At 65.6% G+C, this 19514-nt stretch carries 22 protein-coding genes; 7 read left to right on the top strand and 15 right to left on the bottom strand.

Going from position 1 to position 19514, the window contains the following annotated elements:
* Positions 1–7 precede the first annotated feature (7 nt).
* Positions 8–316, bottom strand: a complete 309-nt coding sequence (locus SBP02_RS05350; protein ID WP_318645364.1) for a helix-turn-helix transcriptional regulator — start codon at positions 314–316, stop codon at positions 8–10.
* Between the two features lie 273 nt (positions 317–589).
* Between SBP02_RS05350 and SBP02_RS05355 the strand changes: the two genes are divergently transcribed.
* Both SBP02_RS05355 and SBP02_RS05360 read left to right on the top strand, forming a co-directional pair.
* Positions 590–1411 carry a type IV toxin-antitoxin system AbiEi family antitoxin domain-containing protein gene (locus SBP02_RS05355; protein WP_318645365.1) on the top strand — a complete coding sequence of 274 codons (822 nt, stop codon included), beginning with the start codon at positions 590–592 and terminating at the stop codon, positions 1409–1411.
* Positions 1395–2330, top strand: a complete 936-nt coding sequence (locus SBP02_RS05360; protein ID WP_318645366.1) for a nucleotidyl transferase AbiEii/AbiGii toxin family protein — start codon at positions 1395–1397, stop codon at positions 2328–2330. The genes SBP02_RS05355 and SBP02_RS05360 overlap by 17 nt, the downstream gene beginning before the upstream one ends.
* A 2-nt stretch (positions 2331–2332) precedes the next feature.
* Here the strand turns inward: SBP02_RS05360 and SBP02_RS05365 are convergent, their stop codons facing one another.
* The 14 genes from SBP02_RS05365 to SBP02_RS05430 form a co-directional block, all read right to left on the bottom strand.
* A complete protein-coding gene (locus tag SBP02_RS05365) occupies positions 2333–2560 on the bottom strand; it encodes a DUF2274 domain-containing protein (RefSeq protein WP_318645367.1) in 228 nt (75 codons plus the stop codon).
* Positions 2557–3831 (bottom strand): TrbI/VirB10 family protein, encoded by a 1275-nt coding sequence (locus tag SBP02_RS05370; protein ID WP_318645368.1) that lies wholly within the window; start codon positions 3829–3831, stop codon positions 2557–2559. The genes SBP02_RS05365 and SBP02_RS05370 overlap by 4 nt, the downstream gene beginning before the upstream one ends.
* 2 nt (positions 3832–3833) lie before the next feature.
* A complete protein-coding gene (trbG, locus tag SBP02_RS05375; protein WP_318645369.1) occupies positions 3834–4820 on the bottom strand; it encodes a P-type conjugative transfer protein TrbG in 987 nt (328 codons plus the stop codon).
* The gene (gene trbF, locus SBP02_RS05380) at positions 4817–5524 is read right to left on the bottom strand and encodes a conjugal transfer protein TrbF (protein ID WP_318645370.1); all 708 of its coding nucleotides are present in this window, start codon (positions 5522–5524) and stop codon (positions 4817–4819) included. Before trbF ends, trbG begins: the two co-directional genes overlap by 4 nt.
* Positions 5525–5536: 12 nt before the next feature.
* The gene (gene trbL / locus SBP02_RS05385; protein WP_318645371.1) at positions 5537–6715 is read right to left on the bottom strand and encodes a P-type conjugative transfer protein TrbL; all 1179 of its coding nucleotides are present in this window, start codon (positions 6713–6715) and stop codon (positions 5537–5539) included.
* Entirely contained in the window at positions 6712–6900 is a 189-nt protein-coding gene (locus tag SBP02_RS05390) for a hypothetical protein (protein ID WP_318645372.1), read from the bottom strand. Before SBP02_RS05390 ends, trbL begins: the two co-directional genes overlap by 4 nt.
* Before the next feature lie 12 nt (positions 6901–6912).
* Positions 6913–7647: a P-type conjugative transfer protein TrbJ gene (gene trbJ, locus SBP02_RS05395; protein ID WP_318645373.1), complete on the bottom strand. Its 735-nt coding sequence runs from the start codon at positions 7645–7647 to the stop codon at positions 6913–6915.
* Positions 7644–10073, bottom strand: a complete 2430-nt coding sequence (gene trbE, locus SBP02_RS05400; protein ID WP_318645374.1) for a conjugal transfer protein TrbE — start codon at positions 10071–10073, stop codon at positions 7644–7646. Before trbE ends, trbJ begins: the two co-directional genes overlap by 4 nt.
* A gap of 11 nt (positions 10074–10084) precedes the next feature.
* Entirely contained in the window at positions 10085–10357 is a 273-nt protein-coding gene (locus tag SBP02_RS05405) for a VirB3 family type IV secretion system protein (RefSeq protein WP_318645375.1), read from the bottom strand.
* Positions 10354–10695: a TrbC/VirB2 family protein gene (locus SBP02_RS05410; protein ID WP_318645376.1), complete on the bottom strand. Its 342-nt coding sequence runs from the start codon at positions 10693–10695 to the stop codon at positions 10354–10356. Before SBP02_RS05410 ends, SBP02_RS05405 begins: the two co-directional genes overlap by 4 nt.
* Positions 10692–11702, bottom strand: coding sequence for a P-type conjugative transfer ATPase TrbB (gene trbB, locus SBP02_RS05415; protein ID WP_318645377.1), 1011 nt, complete (start codon positions 11700–11702; stop codon positions 10692–10694). The genes SBP02_RS05410 and trbB overlap by 4 nt, the downstream gene beginning before the upstream one ends.
* On the bottom strand, positions 11699–12133 hold the full coding sequence (locus SBP02_RS05420) for a CopG family transcriptional regulator (RefSeq protein WP_318645378.1): 435 nt from the start codon (positions 12131–12133) through the stop codon (positions 11699–11701). Before SBP02_RS05420 ends, trbB begins: the two co-directional genes overlap by 4 nt.
* Complete coding sequence (locus tag SBP02_RS05425; RefSeq protein WP_318645379.1) at positions 12130–14121, bottom strand: conjugal transfer protein TraG; 1992 nt, start codon at positions 14119–14121, stop codon at positions 12130–12132. Before SBP02_RS05425 ends, SBP02_RS05420 begins: the two co-directional genes overlap by 4 nt.
* A 254-nt stretch (positions 14122–14375) precedes the next feature.
* Entirely contained in the window at positions 14376–15287 is a 912-nt protein-coding gene (locus tag SBP02_RS05430) for a LysR substrate-binding domain-containing protein (RefSeq protein WP_318645380.1), read from the bottom strand.
* Between the two features lie 158 nt (positions 15288–15445).
* On the opposite strand from SBP02_RS05430, the gene SBP02_RS05435 reads away from it, so the two are divergent.
* From SBP02_RS05435 to SBP02_RS05455, 5 genes are read left to right on the top strand one after another with little or no spacing between them, the layout of a single operon-like run.
* Positions 15446–16570, top strand: coding sequence for an NAD(P)/FAD-dependent oxidoreductase (locus SBP02_RS05435; protein WP_318645381.1), 1125 nt, complete (start codon positions 15446–15448; stop codon positions 16568–16570).
* Positions 16560–16898 carry a (2Fe-2S)-binding protein gene (locus SBP02_RS05440; protein ID WP_318645382.1) on the top strand — a complete coding sequence of 113 codons (339 nt, stop codon included), beginning with the start codon at positions 16560–16562 and terminating at the stop codon, positions 16896–16898. The genes SBP02_RS05435 and SBP02_RS05440 overlap by 11 nt, the downstream gene beginning before the upstream one ends.
* Positions 16891–18294: an NAD(P)/FAD-dependent oxidoreductase gene (locus SBP02_RS05445; RefSeq protein WP_318645383.1), complete on the top strand. Its 1404-nt coding sequence runs from the start codon at positions 16891–16893 to the stop codon at positions 18292–18294. Before SBP02_RS05440 ends, SBP02_RS05445 begins: the two co-directional genes overlap by 8 nt.
* Positions 18291–18641 carry a RidA family protein gene (locus tag SBP02_RS05450; RefSeq protein ID WP_318645384.1) on the top strand — a complete coding sequence of 117 codons (351 nt, stop codon included), beginning with the start codon at positions 18291–18293 and terminating at the stop codon, positions 18639–18641. The genes SBP02_RS05445 and SBP02_RS05450 overlap by 4 nt, the downstream gene beginning before the upstream one ends.
* A 50-nt stretch (positions 18642–18691) precedes the next feature.
* Positions 18692–19474 (top strand): transporter substrate-binding domain-containing protein, encoded by a 783-nt coding sequence (locus SBP02_RS05455; RefSeq protein WP_318645385.1) that lies wholly within the window; start codon positions 18692–18694, stop codon positions 19472–19474.
* Positions 19475–19514: the final 40 nt, after the last annotated feature.

The following is a 19514-nucleotide window of genomic DNA, read 5'->3' on the forward strand; positions in this document are numbered from 1 at the left end:
GGGCCGCTTACGCGGCCCCCTGAGGTTTCCATTCAGTCGGACTCTGCTGCCAGCGGACCACTTCCGAAGCTCGCCAACCGACCCGTCCAGGGGTGATGGGTACCGGACTCGGGAAGCGCTTGGCCTTCACCTCCCGCCACAGCGTCGAGCGCGCCAGGCTGGTGACTTCCAGTACTTCGGCCTCGCGTAGGAACCTATCCAACCCGCCTGCGACCGAGGATGACTCGACCTGTCGACTGGCAGGTGCAACCGCTTGCCCACCGCACTGTGTCATCAGCAAATTGCTCGTCTTCATTGCTCCATGCCGTCCCACCATTCCAGAGGTTTCAGGTTATGGGCAGCGATTCGAGTGGCAAACCACTTGCGTCGTAGATGGGCGTAGCAGCCGCTGCTGGAATGGAGGTGGCTCAGGAGCGCCAGGAGCGCTTTTGAGGGCCACCATAATCTTTTTCTGACGGAGCTCGAAACCAGCGGCGCATCCTGGGGGTGGTTTACAAAAATAAGAAAATGCTCAACCAAAGTGACTATTTTTTTATATTTTTAAACCTGGTTCTTGTATGTGGTTTATGAAACATGTATTTCGATCACTATGAGTGCGCAAAAATCTGAAAAGCTAAACTCCTTGCTGGCTGGGCTCGGCGACAGCGACCTGGTCTCCAGTGGCTGGTTGAGGGCTCATGGCTATAGCAGCAGCCTGGTAGCGCGATACATCGCGAGTGGCTGGCTGGAGTCACCTGCACGCGGCGTCTATCAGCGACGAGGCGGACGACTCACTTGGCCTGCCGTCGTGAGGGCGCTGCAAGAAGGAGAGCGATTACCGCTGCATATTGGCGGGCGCTTTGCCCTGGCCTGGCATGGGCACGAGCATTACCTGCGACTGGGCGAGAGTGAGACCGTCACTTTATATGGCCCTGGAAGCCTCCCCGCGTGGGCGGGAAAGCTTCCGCTGAAGGCTGAAGTGGTGCTGTGCGGCAAGAGCCCGTTCAACCTGACGGTGTTGTCATTCAAGGCCGATATGACTGACGAAGCCCTTCGAAATCTAGGGCTTGAGTGGATAGAGGCCGATGGCGATCGTGGCCGTATTGTCATCGCAACGCCTGAGCGCGCGCTTCTCGAGCTTTGCGACGGCGTGTCAGACGCATCGCTCGTTTACGAAGTTGATGCGCTCATGCAGGGTGCTGACACCCTTCGTCCCCAGAGGGTAAGCATGCTGCTGCGCCACTGCACCAGCATAAAAGCCAAGCGCTTGTTCCTGGCATTAGCAGAGCGTCACCAGCATGCGTGGATGGACCATGTCTCGCTGGAGGACGTATATCTCGGGAAGGGAAAGCGCTGCCTGGTTCCCGATGGTCATTTGAACTCCACCTACCTAATAACCTTGCCGGCGGATTTGGATGAGCACTTGGGATAGACGTTACACCGACCGCGTCCAGTTGCTGGTGGATATTCTGCCGAGCTTGGCAAAGGAATCGCGCTTTGCTCTCAAGGGCGGTACCGCGATCAACCTGTTCGAGCATGACTTGCCCAGGCTGTCCGTGGACATTGACCTGACCTGGCTACCGACGCAGGAGTATGCGCTGGATGCCAGCCAGATTTCCGATGCGTTAGCAGGACTGGCGGCGGTGCTTGGCTCTGCGCCATTAAGGCTACAAGTGCAAACATCTGCGCCCGAGAAAGGTGGCCTCATAAACCGGCTGATAGTGACTCGTGGTCGAGCCCGGGTGCAGATTGAAACGACCCCGGTTATGCGTGGTTCTGTGCATCCAATACGGACGATGGTCGTTCAGCGGCAGGTTCAGGAAACCTTTGGCTTTGCCTCGATCCAGGTGCTCGACTTTGCGGACTTGTACGCGGGGAAAATGGCAGCCGCATTGTCGAGGCAGCACCCGCGCGACCTCTTCGATATTGGTTTGCTCCTGGAGGACCCGCGCACAGACGAGCGACTGTGGCGAACCTTCCTGATCTACATGACCTGTAGTCCGAAACCCGCCTGGGAGATGCTGGTTCCAAATGAGCCCAAGGAGTTCGCCGCGATCTACGAGGCCCATTTCCGCGGGATGACTGCTGTACCAGTCAGTGCAGAGATACTGCTGGAATACCGTGCCAGGCTTCTTCGGCGGATAGCCGGATGGCTTACGCCGCAGTCGAGGGCATTTCTGGAGTCTATCGAGGCGGAAAGTCCAGACTTCAACTTGATCAATCTGCCGCAGGCAGCCGATCTCCCGGCGGTGAAGCGAAAGCTGCAAAACCTTGCGTCACGATCAGCTTCAAAACGATCCGCCGACCTCGCCCAGCTATTAGATGCATTCGAGAAGATCGGGCGCGGATAGTGTCAGCTGCTTACACCGGGATTGGCTCTCCTGAACGCCCGATCCCTGGCCATGAAGGCCTCCAGCATGTGCGGAATGAGCGTCAGGGCATCGACCTCTTCGCCATAGGTTCGCGAGTGCAGCGCCGCGTAGCGCTCGAGGTCGGCCTTCAGGCTGGCGGGGCAAGTGAAGGTCAGCTTCAGGCTCTCGATTTTCGGCAAAGGGCCGAGGCGCAGCTTGGGCGTGCTCATTGCGGGTTCCTTTGTTGAGTGGAGAAGGACTGGTAGGGGCGCAGGGCCAGGTCGCGGTTGACGATCACCCGTAGGGGCAAGCCGGGGCGCTGGGTCAGCGTGGGTTGGATATCGAGATTGCGGCGGGTGACCTCCTGGCCGATCTGGTTCACCGTGTCCTGCAGGCTGTCGCGTCCGGCGATGATGATGCGGTCGCCGTCGGTGCGACTGGTCGGTGCCGCCAGCTCGGCACCGATGCCCAGCAGGCTGGTCATGGCCGCGCCGGCGACGAGTCGATCCCAGTGCCAGTCGACGCCATCCTCCAGGCCTGCGTAACCGGCGGTGTCGCTGCCGACCAGGTTGTCGAGCTGGAAGGAGGAGGTGTCCGGCAGGATCACCCGCTGCCACACCACCTGCACACGACTCTGCCCGTAGCTCACCTGGCTGTTGTAGCGCCCGAGCAGGCGCGAGCCCTGGGGGATCAGCACATGTTGGCCGGTGGCGCTGTCATAGACCGGCTCTGTCACCGTGGCGATGACATCGCCGGGCAGGTCCGACTTGATGCCGGTGACCAGCGCCGCCGCAATGACGGTGCCGGCCATCACCTGGTAGGGCGACTCGGGCATTTGCAGAGATCCTGAATTACGGATTTGTGCATTTACGGATTTACTGAGAAACGCCTCGTTCCGCTCCTGCTGGGTTGGTGTTCCTGCAGTTGCGGCTACCGCGCCTGACGAGGCCATACCCGGGATAATGGGATCGGGTTGGGCGCCGCCGCCGGATGCGACGTTCGACTTCCGTGCACTGCCGGTCTGGAAGAACACCGAAGACAACGCCGCCTCCTCAGTCTCCTTGAGCCTGGCCATGCGTTCGGCCTCGGCCGGGTCGGGACCGGCTTGACGGTAGTCGTAACCCTGCACCTGCTGTTCGGCCCTGAGGATCGGGCCGCCCAGGTCGCCGGGCAGCGGTGGGCCCAGCTGCGGTATTTCCGGCGCGGCCGGTGGCGGCAACTGCGAGTAGTCCGCCGGCAACTGCTCCAGGCCCTCGGAGCGCGCCACTCGGTCGACGTTGTACAGCTCCTGTGGCGCCGTGCCCTGGCGGCGCGGCTGCGGTTGCAGCGACCAGAGCAGGGCGCCGAGCACCGCAGCGGCCAAGCCGCCGGCGAGCAGCGCCAGCATGCGCGGATTGAGGCGAGTGACCGGGCGCGGTTGCGCACGCAGCTCCAGCGCCTCCGGTGCCTCCTTGGGATGCGGCTCCGATCCCCCGATTTGGATGTCCTGCGTAGTGCTCATGTTCAGTGTCTCCGTGCCACGCCATCGGTACGCTCGATCCGCACCACGTCGCCTTTGTCGGCGCCCAGGCGCAACTCGGCCGCACCGAACAGCCGGTCGACGATGTAGTAGGGCGAGCGGAAGCGGTAGTTGACCAGTTGCCCGTCGCCCTGCGGGCCGACCACGAACAGCGGCGGTAACTCACCCTGGGCGATGCCGGCCGGGAACTGGATATACACCTTGCGGCCGTCGTCGAAGGCGCGTAGCGGCTGCCACGGCGGATTGCTGCCACTGATCGCATAACGAAAACGCAGCTGTTCCAACGTCAGGCCGGCATCCACCGGCGCGGCCGCCTGGGCGGCGCTGGCGCGGCGCTGCAGGGCGAGCAGGCGGTCTTTGGGGTAGTCCCAGGACGCCGAGGCCATCCAGGCTTTCTCGGTGGAGGTCAGCTCGATCAGGTAGGTGCGCCGCGTGGTGGTGATGACCAGATTGGTCTTGAGATCGACCCGGGTCGGCTTGACTAGTACGCTGACCCGCAACGCCTCGCCGCTGCCGCTGGAGGTGTCGCCGACGATCCAGCGCACGGTGTCGCCGGCGGCCACGGTGACCAGCTCCTCGCCGGCCTGCAGGTTGATCGCGGTGACCCGGCCCGGACTGGTGTACAGCTGATACAGAGCGCCCTCCGAGTAGGGCCAGACCTGGATGGCGTTGACGTAGCCCTCCCGAGTCGGCGCGACCCGCGCGTCGCGGTTGGCCCGGGAGACGCGCACGCGCTCATCGGCCGGCTCCTGGACCGGCTTTCCCGCCTGGGGATCCGGCAGCGGCTTGAGCTGCGCCGGCAGGGCCAGGGGCTTGGGTACGGCCACCACCTCGATGGGCGTGGGCGGCTCCGGCAGGGGCTGTGCCTGAACAGGTTCGTCCAGGGCGATCACCGGCGGCTCGTGGCTGGCGCAGCCGGCCAGCAGGGCCAGTAGAAGAGGGGAGGCGTAGCGGTAGGCTGAGGTTTTCATGGCGTTTGCGCTCCTTGCGTAGTGTCCAGCTCACGGCTCCAGGACAAGCCGTTGACGTAGATTCCCAGCGGGTTGCGGCGCAGCTTCTCCTCGGTGCGCGGTGGCTGCAGCACCAGGGCGATCAGCGCCGTCCAGCGCTCCAGGCCGGCGGCCGCACCGTTGACGAAACGGCGCTCGATCCAGCGCACCTGGAACGAGCTGTCGCTGGCCCGCACCACGCTGGTGACCTCGACCGTCACCGACTCCTTGCCGACCCGGGCGAAAGGATCGTGGGTGCGGGCGTAGTCGTTGAGGGTGGCGGCGCCGCGGTCGGTGGTGAAGTGATAGGCCTCCAGCCAGTTCTGCCGCACCACCACCGGGTCGATGGACAGGCCGCGCACCAGCTCGATGAAGCGCGCCAGGTGGTGGGCGATCTGCGCATCCTGGGGCTGGTAGGGGCTGGCCGCCTCGCCAACGGCGCGCACCTGGCCGAGCTGGTCGACCTCCACCACATAGGGCGTGACCGTCGACTGGGCCGCGTGCCAGAGCAGCCCGCCGGCCATCAGCAGGGCCAGGCCCAGGCAGCCGAAGGCCATAAGCCGCCAGTTGCGCGCCTGCGCCAGGCTGCTGCCCAGGCGTCGATCCCAGACCTGGGCCGCCGCCTGGTAGGGCGTAGTCGGTTGCGGGCTGTCGCCGTAGCGCACCCGTGGACGTTTGAATCTCATCCTCGTTCTCCTTTACGTGTTCGAGGGGTCGCGCACCTGCGGCCCGGGGGATGAGCCACCGCCATCTCCACCGCGCAGGCTGTGGGCGACGGTGGTGGCGGCTTGGTTGAGCTGTTGTTTGCGCTGCAGGCGCCTGGCCCAGTCGGGCGGCTTGTTGGGGGCAGTCGATGGACCGGCAGACGCCGTTACACTGGCGCCAGTTGCAGCAGGCGCTGCCGCATCTGGCGTCATACCCGCGGCCAGGGGCTTGGCGCCGCCCATGGCCAGACGCGACGCAGCGGGGGCCATACGGGCGCCGGCCAGCACGGCGCCGCCGACGCCCGCCGCCACCGCGGTGGCGCCCGCGGCCATGCCGGTAGCCGCGAGGGCGGTACCGGCCGCGGCACCGGCTCCGAGTTGCGGTGCGCCGGAGACCAGGCCAGTGGCGATGCCCGGGCCGAAGATGCCCAGGCCGAGCAACGCCAGGGCGGCGAGCATGACCGCCAGGGCGTGGTCGATGGAGGGTTCGTCCGGCAGTGTCTGGAACTCGGCGAACAGCCCGCTGCCGATGCCGACGATCACCGCCAGAACCAACACCTTGATGCCGGAGGCCACCACGTTGCCCAGCACCTTCTCGGCGAGGAAGGCGGTCTTGTTCCACAGGGCGAAGGGCACCAGAACGAAGCCGGCCAGCGTGGTCAGCTTGAACTCGACCAGGGTGACGAACAGCTGAATGGCCAGGAAGAAGAAACTGACGATCACCACCAGCCAGGCCAGGAACAGCACCAGGATGCTGTGCAAGTTTTCGAAGACTTCCGGAAATCCGCTGAGCATGCTGATCTGCTCGAGCAGCGGGGCTCCGGCATCGATGCCGATAGCGGCCAGCCGTCCTGGTTTCAGGAATTCGGCGGGGCTTAGCGCGGATCCTGCCGCCAGTAACCCTAATCCGGCGAAGGAGTGGAAGATGATCTTCGCCAGTGCGTTGAAGTTGCCGATGAGGAAGGCGAAGGCGCCGACGTAGAGGGTCTTCTTGATCAGCCGGGTGCTGACGTCCTCGCCGCCCATGGCCCAGAACAGCCCGGCCAGGGTCATGTCGATGGCCACCAGGGTCAGGCTGAGAAAGGCCACCTCGCCGCCGAGCAGGCCGAAGCCCGAGTCGATGTACTGACCGAACACCGCGAGGAAGCGGTCGATCACGCTGACGTCGTTCATGGCACGGCCTCGTCGAAACTCGGCGGAATGGCCGGCAACTCCGCGGCGCGGCGAAACTCACCCGGTCGCGCGCAGCCGGAGTAGAAGCGCTCGCTCAACGATGTGGCCTGTTCGCCGGCGATCTCGACGTCCTGGTCGCAAGCTGCCAGCCCGAGAAGCACCGAACTCAGGATCAACACTCTCATCGTCCGCACTCCCTACCGATAGAACTGCACGGGGTAGGGGGTATAGGGCGTGCCGCTGCCCATGAAACGCCGGCGCAGTTCGCGTGCCTCCTCGGCGGCCGCGGCCTGGCGGGCCAGCTCCAGGGCGATCGCACGGTTCTGGGTGATCTGCAGCTGCTGGGCCTGGATCGACTGCTTGGCCTGCAGGGCCAGCAGCTGGTTGGTGGCCTGGGCCGCCTGCAGGGCGCCGCCGGCGGCCTGGCTCTGGTTGACCAAGTCGGCCAGTACGCTCTCGTCCTGGGCCAGGTTCTGCGCGACCTGGGCCTGCACGCGCATGGCGGTGTGCAGGCCGTCGAGGCCCTGCCGCCAGCGTTCGCGTGCCTCCTGGGCCATGCGCTGGCCGCTGGTGTCGTGTGCATATTCGGCGGGATAGAGGCGGGCGAACTCCCGGTCCAGGCGCTGCACCTCGAAGGCCAGGCCCTGGGCCTCGGCCAGCAGCCGTTCGGTGCTGGCCAGGGTCACGCGCAGGCGATTGACCACGTTGTAGTCCAGCCGCGCCAGGTGGCGGGCCTGGTTGACCAGCATCTGGCTTTCGTTCTGCAGCTGGCTGACCTGGTTGTTGATCAGTTCCAGGGTGCGCACCGCGGTGAGGGTGTTCTGCACCAGGTTGGTCGGGTCGATCACGGTGACGGCACTGGCCGGTTGCAAGGCCAGCAGCCCCAGGGCCAGCAGCGTGACGACAGGTGAAAGACGGATAGGCAACTTCATGGCGAGCACTCCTTGTGTTGCGGGATATGGGATGCGAGCAGCTCGGCGGCCCAGTCCAGGCCGCGGTGACGCAGCCAGGCGGCGGCAAAACCCGCCGCACCCGACTCCTGCAGGATCCGGTCGATCTCGCGCTGCTCGGCCGGGCTGGCGGAGGCGGCGAAGGCCAGTGCGACCGGCCCCAGGTCGAGGTCGAACAGGCGGTTGCCCAGGCGTGACTGGTAGTAGTAATCGCGCTTGGGCGTGGCCTGGGCGATGATCTCAAGCTGCCGGTCATTGAGGCCGAAGCCCTGGTAGATGCCGCGGATCTGCGGCTCGCCGGCCTGGGGGTTGGGCAGGAAGAGGCGGCTGGCGCAGCTCTCGATGATCGCTGCGGCGATACTCGAGTCCTGGATGTCGGCCAGGGATTGGGTGGCGAAGATCACGCTGACGTTCTTCTTGCGCAGGGTCTTGAGCCACTGGCGGATGCGCGCGGCGAACAGCGGGTCGTCGAGGAACAGCCAGGCCTCGTCGAGGATCAGCAGGGTCGGTGCGCCGTCGAAGCGCTCCTCGAAACGGGCGAACAGGTAGCTCAGCACGGCAGCCACCGCCGCCTTGCTGTGCATCAGATCTTCCATCTCGAAGCACTGCACGTCGGCCGTCCCCAGGCGGTCCAGGTCGGCATCCAGCAGGCGGCCATGGGCACCGCCCAGCACGTAGGGCTGCAGAGCCTGGCGCAGGGCATTGTCCTGCAGCAGCACGGACAGGCCGGTCAAGGTGCGCTGCGCCACGGGTGCGCCGGCGAGGCTGTCCAGGGCGGTCCACAGCGCGGCCTTCTGCTCGGGGCCGACGGCCACGCCTTCGCTCAGCAGACGCGCCTCCAGCCACTCGGCGGCCCAGGCGCGGTAGCCGGGCTGGTCGATGCGCGCCAGGGGCTGGAAGGCCAACTCGCCATCGCCGCCCAGGTCGTAGTGCTCGCCGCCCAGGCCCAGCACCGTTGCGCGCAGCGAACGCCCCATGTCGAAGAGGAACAGGCGCGAGCCCGGGTAGCGGCGAAACTGCAGGGCCAGGGTCGCCAGCAGCACTGACTTGCCCATGCCAGTGGGGCCGGCCACCAGGGTGTGGCCGACGTCGCCGACGTGGGTGACCAGGCGGAACGGCGTTGCCCCGTCGGTGCGGGTCACCACCAGCGGCGGGCCATCCAGGTGCGCGTTGCGCGCCGGCCCGGCCCAGACCGCCGAGACCGGCAGCAGGTGGGCCAGGTTGAGGGTCGAGACCAGCGGCTGGCGCACGTTGGCGTAGGCGTTGCCGGGAATCGACGACAGCCAGGCCTCCACCGCGTTGAGGCTCTCGGCGAGGGTGACGAAGCCGCGGCCCTGGATCACCCGCTCGACCCGGCGCAGATTCTCCTCGGCGACCTGGGCATCATGGTCGCTTACCGTCACCGTGGCCGTCACATAGCCGAAGGCCACCTGGTCGGCGCCCAGCTCCTGCAGCGCCGCATCGGCATCGCCGGCCTTGTTTGTTGCGTCGCTGTCGAGCAGCGGGCTTTCCTGCTGGAAGATCGCCTCGCGCAGCAGCGCCAATACGCCTTTGCGTTTGGCGAACCACTGGCGGCGCAGGCGCAGCAGTTCCTTCTCCGCCTCGTCCTTGTCCAGGCAAATGAAACGGGTCGACCAGCGATAGGCGAAGCCCAGGCGGTTGAGATCGTCCAGCACACCCGGCCAGGTCGAGGTGGGAAAACCGCGTACCGTCAGCACGCGCAAGTGCTGCTCGCCCAGACGCGGCGCCAGGCCGGTGGTCAGCGGGCAGTCGGCGAGCAGGGCATCGAGGTGGAAGGGCACCTCCGGCACGGCGATCCGCTGGCGGTGGGTCGACACCGTGGCGTGCAGGTAGCTCAGCGTCTGGCTGTCGTCGAGCCAGGCGAGCTCCGGCATCACCCCGTCGAGCAGGTCGAAGAAGCGCTCGCTCTCGGCGACGAAGGCGGCCAGCCGCTCGCGCCAGTCGACACCACGCAGGGCCCGGTGCTCATAGAGCAGGCCGGCGGCGCGGGCGCGCGACTCTTCCGGCGGCAGGTAGAGCAGCGTCAGGTGATAGCGGCTCTCGAAGTGGCGGCCCTGGGCCGCGAAGGTCGCACGCCGCTCCTCGTCCACCAGCCAGGACAGCGGCTCGGGAAAGTGGCTGTCCGGGTAGTCGGCGGCGGCCAGGCGTTCAGCTTCGATGAACAACGCCCAGCCGGAACCGAGGCGGCGCAGGGCGTTGTTAAGGCGCGCCGTGGTGGTCAGCAGTTCGCCCTGGGTGGCGCTGTCCAGGTCTGGCCCACGAAAGCGCAGGGTGCGCTGGAAGGCGCCGTCCTTGTTCAGCACCACGCCCGGGGCGACCAGGCCGGCCCAGGGCAGCCAGTCGGCGAGCTGGGCGGGACGGCGTTGGTATTCGGTGAGGTTCAGCATGGCGGCGCTCCTCACACATCCAGCAGCGGGGGCTGCTTGATATGCCGGGCGAACACCTGCAGGAACTGCGGATCCAGTCGGGCGCCCCATACCGCCAGCGAGTGGCCGACCAGCCAGAGCGCCAGGCCCGGCAGCCAGAGTTGCAGACCCAGGCCGACCACGGCCGCCAGGGTGCCGTTGAGGATGGCCACGTTGCGCGGCGCGCCGCCGAGCAGGATCGGTTCGGCCAGGGAGCGGTGCAGCGGCACCTCGAAACCGGGGAGGAGTTCACGGGCGCCGTTCATGCGATCAATGCCCCACCGGCGAAGCTGAAGAAACTGAGGAAGAACGAGGAGGCGGCGAAGGCGATCGACAGGCCGAAGACGATCTGGATCAGCTTGCGGAAGCCGCCGCTGGTGTCGCCGAAGGCCAGGGTCAGGCCGGTGGTAATGATGATGATCACCGCGACGATGCGCGCCACCGGGCCTTGCACCGAGTCGAGGATCGACTGCAGCGGCCCTTCCCAGGGCATGCCGGAGCCGGCGGCGAACGCCGGCAGGGCAGTACTCAGCAGCAGGGCGCCCAGCAGCAGGGCGCGGGCCGTGCGTTGGCGAACAGCGACGCGGGAGTGGAGGGGACTCATGGTTGATCTCCTGAGGCAGTGGGGAGGGCAGGGAGGTGGTCGAGGGTGTCGATGGGCTGCAGGCGATAGCCGCGCGGATCGTGACCGACGACCCGGGCGATCTGCTGGACCTGGCGGGCGCGCCCACGGCCGGCGAGGAACACCACGAGATTGACTGCCTCGGCGATCAGCGCCCGCGGCGCCGCCAGGGCGACCTCGAGGATCAGTTGCTCCAGGCGCAGCAGGGCGCCTTGGGCGGAGCCGGCATGGATGGTGGCGATGCCGCCGGGGTGGCCGGTGCCCCAGGCCTTGACCAGGTCGAGGGCCTCGCCGCCGCGCACCTCGCCGACCACCACCCGGTCGGGGCGCAGGCGCAGTGTGCTGCGCACCAGGTCGGCCATGCTCACCACCCCGGGCTTGGTGCGCAGGGCAACGTGGTCGAGGGCCGGGCACTGCAGCTCGACCGTGTCCTCGAGTACCAGCACGCGGTCGCCGCTGCCGGCCACCTCGGCGAGCAGGGCGTTGGCCAGGGTGGTCTTGCCGCTGCTGGTTCCGCCGGCGACCAGGATGTTCCGCCGGTCGCGCACGGCGTCGCGCAGGTACTCGGCCTGTCCGTAGCTGAGGATGCCGTCGGCCACGTACTGCGCCAGGGGAATCACCCCGACGGCGCGCTTGCGCAGGGCGAAGGTCGGCCCGGCGGCCACCGGCGGCAGCACGCCTTCGAAGCGCTCGCCGCGCTCCGGCAACTCGGCGCTGAGCAGCGGCTGGCCGCGGTGCACCTCGGCGCCGATGTGGGCGGCGACCAGGCGGATGATCCGTTCGCCGTCGGCGGCCGGCAGGCTGCCCAGCCGGGTTCGGCCGCTGGAGAGGCGGTCGAGCCAGAGCGCGCCGTCGGGGTTGAGCAGCACCTCGACCACGTCCGGGTCGTCCAGGGCCGCGGCGATCAGCGGGCCCATGGCCGTACGCAGCATGCGCGTGCGGCGATCCAGGGAAGCCGCCGCTGCGCTTATTACCGAGGAGGCGGTCATGGACGCTCTCCCGTGGCCCGAGCCTCTGGCTGAGCCTCCTCGTACACCTCCCTGACCAGGCTACGCCCGCGCTGCAGGTGACGGCCCAACTGCTCGACGAACTGGCCGAAGCGCAGCTTGCCCTGGGCCCTGGCCGCTTCCTGGTGCGCCTCGGGCACCGGCGTGCTGACGGTGAGGTAGTAGCGCACGTAGAGGGCGAGGGTCTCGATCAGGATGTGCTGGTCGCGCTCCAGCCGCTCGAACTGCCGCGACAGCCGGTCCAGGCGCTTGGCCATGGCCACCTCGCGCCGCTCGCCGGACTCCGGCGACAGCCAGGCCGCCAGCGCCGCGGCGATGATCGAGGACTTCGACACGCCCTTGCTGATCGCCAGTTCGTTCAGGCGCTTGGCGTGCTCGGGTTGGATGAACAGGTTCAGGCGGGCTCGGCTCATAGGGCTATTCCGTCGTCAGGGTCGAGGGCAGCCAGCCGCGCCGCGCGTTGCAGGCGCGGATCGGGCTGGCTGGGAAAGGGGGGCGGGACGTCGTCCTCGTCGAGCAGCAGCAGGTCGCCGGCCGGCTCGTCGTGCTCCGGCAACGGCACGCTCTGCGCCAACTCTGGCTCGCGGCGGGGGCCGCCGTCCTCGACGGACTCGGCGTCGGCCAGGCCAGCCGCCGATGCGTCAGCGGCCGCTGGCACGGCCAGGCCGCTCCAGTCGTCCGCCCGTGGCGCCGGGGCATCGGCATAGCGGCCGGGCTGCAGCTGCGGTGCCGGCAGCAGTCGGCGGCGGAAGTTGGCGTCGCTGAAGTAGCGCAGCTTCTTCGCCCGGATCGGCGCGTGGCCGGAGAGCATCACCACGGCCTCGTCGCTGGGCAGCTGCATCACCTCGCCCGGGGTCAGCAGCGGCCGCGCCGTCTCCTGGCGCGACACCATCAGATGGCCGAGCCAGGGAGCCAGGCGGTGGCCGGCGTAGTTGCGCTGCGCGCGCAGCTCGGTGGCGGTGCCCAGGGTCTCGGAGATGCGCTTGGCGGTGCGCTCGTCGTTGGTGGCGAAGGTCACCCGCACATGGCAGTTGTCGAGGATCGAGTGGTTCTGGCCGTAGGCCTTGTCGATCTGGTTGAGCGACTGCGAAATCAGGAAGGCGCGCAGCCCATAGCCGGCCATGAAGGCCAGGGCCGACTCGAAGAAATCCAGGCGCCCCAGTGCCGGGAACTCGTCGAGCATCAAGAGCAGCTTGTGTTTGCGCTCAATGCCGTCGGCGCCGTCCAGGGACTCGGTCAGGCGCCGGCCGATCTGGTTGAGGATCAGGCGGATCAGCGGCTTGGTGCGGCTGATGTCCGAGGGCGGCACCACCAGGTACAGCGACAGCGGATGCTCTGCCGAGATCAGGTCGGCGATGCGCCAGTCGCAGCGCGAGGTGACCGCGGCCACCGTCGGGTCGCGATACAAGCCGAGGAAGGACATGGCCGTGGACAGCACGCCGGAGCGCTCGTTCTCGCTCTTGTTCAGCACCTCCCGGGCGGCCGAGGCCACCACCGGATGGGGACCGTCGCCCAGGTGGGGCGTGCTCATCATCCGCTGCAGCGTCAGCTCGAAGGTGCAAGCCGGATCGGAGAGGAAGTTGGCGACGCCCCGCAGGGTCTTGTCCTGGCCGGCGTAGAGCACGTGGAGGATGGCGCCGACCAGCAGCGCATGGCTGGTCTTCTCCCAATGGTTGCGCCGTTCCAGGGCGCCCTCCGGGTCGACCAGAATGTCGGCGATGTTCTGCACATCGCGCACCTCATGGGTGCCGCGGCGCACCTCGAGCAGCGGGTTGTAGGCCGCCGAGGCCGCATCGGTGGGGTTGAACAGCAGGCAGTGGGAGAAGCGTGCGCGCCAGCCGGCGGTCAGGCTCCAGTTCTCGCCCTTGATGTCGTGAATCACCGCCGAGGCCGGCCAGGCGAGCAGGGTGGGCACCACCAGGCCGACGCCCTTGCCCGAGCGCGTCGGCGCGAAGGCCAGCACATGCTCGGGGCCTTCGTGGCGCAGGTACTGCTCATTGAACAGGCCGAGGAACACGCCGGCCGGCCGGGTCAGTCCGGCCTGACGCACCTCATCCGCCTCGGCCCAGCGCGCCGAGCCATAGGTGGTGACCCGCCGCGCCTGGCGGGCGCGCCAGAGGGCCATGCCGATGGCCACCGCCAACGCCAGCAGGCTGCTGCAGGCGGCGATGGTGCCACCGACGTTGAACACCTCCGGCGCGTAGGCATCGAAGACGAACCACCATTCGAACAGGCGCCAGGGGTGGTAGACCGGCGTGCCCAGCACCTCGAACCAGGGCGCCCCCAGGCGCACTTGATAGCCGAGCGCGGCCGCCGTCCACTGCGTGGCACTCCATACCCCGCACAGGGTGATGGCCAACACCGCCAACACCTGGCCGTACAGCACAGTCGTCGCTTGCATCCCTGAGCCCAACCTCTCCGACATAACCCGCGGCACGCAGAGGTGCCGCGGGCGAGAGGTTCGACATTGGTGGGGAAGGGGTCAAAGACCGTTTCGTGGCTGATTAGGACCGAGGTGACAACAGTGGTGGATCAGTAGCTGAGGAGAAGGAAGCAGCAGCTCATGGCGTTGCGCGGAGGATGTTCGGCCTTGGCCTGCGCCCTGGCCTTTACGAGCTTGTATCTAGCGCTTCCTTGTAGGGGCAACGTGCTGAATCATCGAAGTGGTTGATGGAGTACAGGAATTTCTTGTGCAACAAAGGCGCGCAAGTGCTCCATGAAGCATTCCTGGAAGAGCGAGGGCCTGCTTTGTGGGGGCAGCAAAAGGCTGAAGTCCATTTCGATGGCCGGCTCAAAGGGGCGGAATACGATGCCTTCGCTCCGGTTTTCCAGCGCAGTAATGGCATCGACCAGTGCGATACCGCCCCCCTGCTCGACAAGGGCGCAGAGGGTTGCGGATAGCTGCGCCTCCAGTTGCAGTCGGCGGTTCACTCCATGCGCGGCGAAGAGACCGTCAATGTGCTGCCGCGAGCCCAGCGCATGCGGGTAGGAGATAAAGGCCTCGTCCTCCAGGTCCTCAGGCACCAGAACCGCTTTGCTCTGCAGGTGATGGCCCGCAGGCAACGCGCAAACCAGCGGCGAGCGCAATAGGCACTCGCCGCGAGGGCTGGGAAAGGCGTGAGGTTCGGCAATCAGGCCCAGATCACAGCGCTGTCCGACCACTTGGTCTACTACTTCGGTCGAGGATTGCACCACCAAGCTGATCCTCGCTTGCTCATGCTGTTTGACAAAGGCACAGATCGCCCGTGGCATGAATGACAGGCCAAGCGCGGGCGCACAGGCGATGCGTAGCGAACCACGTGCGAGGCTGCCAATTTCGCGCGCCGTGCGAGCTATGCGTTCCACGCCCAGCAATGAACGCTGCACCTCCTCATACAGAACCAGTGCCTCCGGCGTCGGCTGCAGCCGGCCCTTGATCCGCTCGAAGAGTGGAAAGCCGATGTCCTCCTCCAATGCACTGATCAGTCGTGTGGCGGCAGGTTGCGAGATGTGCAGCATCTCTGCTGCTCGTGTCACTGTTTGCCCGAGGATGACTGCTCGGAAGGCTTCCAGTTGGCGTAAGTTCATGTCCGACAAGTCCATAACAAAAAAACATGGTCTAGCCAAAATAAAGCATTTTTCAGCTCCAGATAAAGCGCCGTAGGATCACTCGCACTACGACATGACCCGCAATTTACCTGGCTTTCATGCAGCGATTGCCACAGGTCATAAACGAGGCGAGTGCTATGCATAAAGTTCAGACCATTATCGTCGGCGGCGGCCTGGTTGGCATGGCGACCGCCTACGGTCTCGCTCGACTAGGCCAGCCAGTCTGTGTGATTGACGAGGGTGACTCTGCCTTTCGCGCTTCTCGCGGCAACTTTGGCCTGCTCTGGGTGCAGGGCAAGGGTTACGGCATGAGCCCCTACGCGTGCTGGACCCGCCAGTCGGTGGCGCATTGGCCGGAACTGGCCAGGCTGCTGCAAAGCGAAACCGGAATCGATGTCCAGTTGCGCCAGCCCGGTGGCTTCCAACTCTGCCTGTCTGAGGCCGAACTGGCCGAGGAGGCCCAGCGCCTAAATTGGCTGCGTGATGCCCTGGGCGGCGACTACCCCTTCGAGATCCTCGACCCGGCAGCTTTGCGCGTGCGCTTGCCGGGCATTGGGCCGACTGTGGTCGGGGCTTGCTTCTCGCCCATGGATGGCCATGTAAATCCCCTGAAGCTGCTGCGCGCCCTGTACAGCGCATGCCAGTTGCGTGGTGTACTCATCCTGAGCGGACTCCAAGTGGATGGCATTGATACCAGTGGCGAGGATTTTGTGCTCAGTGCCGGCGGCCAGAGATTGCGCTGCGAAAAGCTGGTTCTGGCCGCCGGCCTTGGCAACCGGAGATTGGGCGCCGCCCTCGGCCACGATGTGCCGCTGAGCCCTAGCCGGGGGCAGATTCTGGTTACGGAACGGGTCGAGCCGTTCCTGAACTATCCCACCACCTATGTGCGCCAGACCGATGAGGGAACGGTGCAATTGGGCGATTCGGCAGAAAACGTCGGCTTCGATGACGGCACTAGCACTGCCGTGATGGCCGAAATAGCGGAGCGCGCCGTGCGTTGTTTCCCACGCCTGGAGAACGTCCGCCTCGTTCGTGCCTGGGGCGCACTGCGGGTCATGAGTCCAGATGGTGCCCCCATCTACCAGCACCTGCCGAAGGCTCCCGGGGCTCATGTGCTGTGCTGCCACAGCGGTGTCACGTTGGCAGCCGCTCATGCCCTGCATCTAGCGTCCTGGGTGACCGGCGAACGCAACTTCCCCGAGATTGCGGCATTTGGCCTAGACCGCTTCGCTTCTGCCACCGAGATTCGCCATGTCCACTAATCCCCTTTTCACGCGGATGCCCATCGATGGGCCGCACGTACTGATCGAGTTTGAAGGAAAACCCTTTCAGGTTCCGACTGGACTCACCCTGGCAGCTGCTCTGCTTGCCAGCGACGTGGGACGGACACGCAGCACGCCCGTCAGCGGTGCACCCAGGGCCCCCTACTGCATGATGGGTGTTTGCTTCGAGTGCCTAGTCGAAGTGAACGGCGTACCCAACTGTCAGGCCTGTCTGACTATCGTCAGCGAAGGCATGCAGGTGCGCCGCCAAGAGGGCACCCGGGCATTGAGCGAAATGCCTGCGAAGGAGTGTCACGAAGATGCCTGAGACCATCGACCTGTTGATTCTGGGGGCCGGGCCCGCAGGCCTGAGTGCTGCCATCGAGGCTCGTAGGCACGGGTTATCGGTAATGGTCCTCGACGAACAACCAGGGCCTGGAGGACAAATCTATCGGGGCATTCTCGAAAGCGACTCTCGACGTTTGGCCGTGCTCGGTACCGACTATCAAGCGGGGAACGACCTTGTTGCGACATTCATGGGATGCGGCGCCCAGTACATTCCGGGCGCTTCGGTCTGGCAAGTCGAGCAGGATATGCACGTCCACTATCTGCACGAGGGCCGTTCTCATACCGTCCAGGCGAGACGACTGCTAGTCGCCACCGGAGCCTACGAGCGTCCCATGCCGATTCCGGGCTGGACACTCCCGGGCGTCATGACTGCTGGTGCCGGCCAGATCCTGTTGAAAGGTGCGGCTCTCTTGCCCAGCAGGCCTGTGGTGCTGGCTGGCGGCGGGCCGCTGCTCTACCTGCTCGCCGTGCAATACCTGCGGGCTGGCATTCAAGTGGCGGCGCTGGTGGACACCAGCCGTTTTGCCGACACCTTACGCGCTTGGCGCCATATTCCCCGCGCACTTCTTGGCTGGCGTGACCTGCTCAAGGGTTTGTCACTTCTCGCTACCCTGCGCCGCGCCAGAGTTCCCCATTTCCGGGGAGCGAGCGCGTTGCGCATAGAGGGGGACCAATGCGCCGAAGCGCTCAGCTTTACCTGCGGTGGCAACCGCCACAGCCTACCAGCCAAGCTGATTCTGCTTCATCAGGGCATAGTGCCCAACACCCAGATCAGTTGGTCCCTGCGCCTGGCGCACGAGTGGAGTGAAGAGCAGCTTTGTTGGCGCGCCCAGTGCGACAACTGGGGTGAATCAAGCCTGCCTGGTGTCTTTCTCGCAGGCGACGGCGGCGCTATAGGCGGGGCGCTGGCGGCCAGAGAGCAGGGGCATCTCGCAGCCCTCGCCATCGCTGCCCAGCTACGACAACTAAGCGCAGGGCACCGCGACCGTCTGGCACGCCCCCATTTTCGGGCACTGGCCCGCTGCCTCGCCGCACGCCCGCTCTTGGATGTGATGTACCGCCCGCGTCAGGAAAACCGCATCCCCCAGGACGATGTAATCGTTTGCCGCTGCGAGGAGGTAACCGCCGGCCAGGTGCGCGCCCATGTCCGTCTTGGTTGTCTGGGCCCCAATCAGACCAAGGCCTTCGGCCGTTGCGGCATGGGCCCATGCCAAGGCCGGCTCTGCGGCCTGACCGTGACCGAGACCATTGCCGAGCAGCGACAAGTGCCGCGAGCGGGCGTGGGCTATTACCGCATCCGGCCACCGCTCAAGCCAATTACGTTGGCGCAACTAGCCGGTCAACCCAGCCACAACCTCGATCCGGAGGCCCCATGAGTTCTATTCAGCGTTTCGACAGCAATTCCAGACTCAGCCGCGTTGTCGTCCACCAAGGAGTCGCGTGGCTTAGCGGAATAGTGGCCGCTGACTGCAGCCAGGACACCCGCAGCCAAGTTCGCCAAGTCCTGGCGCGGCTCGACGATCTTCTCGCCTCGGTAGGTAGTGACCGATCACGCCTGCTCAGCACTCAGATCTGGCTCAAGGACATGGTGGCTGACTTTGACACCGTGAATGAGGAGTGGAGTACCTGGTACGAGGGCTCCCCCCCTGCTCGCGCTACCTGCCAAGTAACTTTCGACGATCCGGACATCCGTCTGGAACTCATCGTGACCGCTGCAACATGAAGCGGTCACGCCCAGTACATCCAACAACAACATCGCAACTGGAGTTAGCCATGTCTCGCAAAATCACTCTCATCGCAACGACCCTCGGGGTCCTCTTCGGGCTGTGCAGCGCGGCTCAAGCAGAGACCGAAAATCTGCGTTTGGGCATTGAAGCGGCGTACCCGCCCTTCGCCTATAAGACTGCCGACAACCATATCGAAGGTTTCGATTACGACATAGGTGAAGCCATCTGCGCTGAACTGAAAGTCCGTTGTGAATGGACGGAGATGGAGTTCGACGGTCTGATCCCGGCCCTCAAGGTCCGAAAAATTGATGCCGCCATTTCGTCCGTATCCATCACGCCGGATCGCTTGAAGTCGGTCGACTTCACCAGCAGCTACTACCGCCTTCCAGCCAAAATAGCGGTACGCAAGGATAGCGGCATTCAGGACATCCCCAGCGATCTCGCCGGCAAGCGGATTGGCGTTCAGCGATCCACCAATTTTGACCGCTACGCCACCGACACCTTTGAGCCCAAGGGCGCCCAGATTGTCCGCTATGGCAATCAGAACGAAGTATTCCTGGATCTGCTTGCCGGTCGTCTTGACGCAACCTTGGCAGGCTCCGTCGCCATCGACACGGGCTTGCTGAGCAAGCCAGAAGGCAAGGCCTACAAGTTTGTCGGTCCCGACTACCGGGATGCGAATTACTTTGGCATGGGGGCCGGCATCGCAGTGCGCAAGCATGATCCCTTGGCCGAACGGATCAACACCGCCCTGGCAACGATTCGCGCCAATGGCAAGTACGACGAGATTCGCAAGAAGTACTTCGCCTACGACATTTTCGGCGAGTAAGTATGGCCCTTGACTCCCTGGAACGCTTTGCCCTCGCGAA

This window comes from Pseudomonas benzenivorans (genome assembly GCF_033547155.1).
Taxonomy (GTDB): domain Bacteria; phylum Pseudomonadota; class Gammaproteobacteria; order Pseudomonadales; family Pseudomonadaceae; genus Aquipseudomonas; species Aquipseudomonas benzenivorans_B.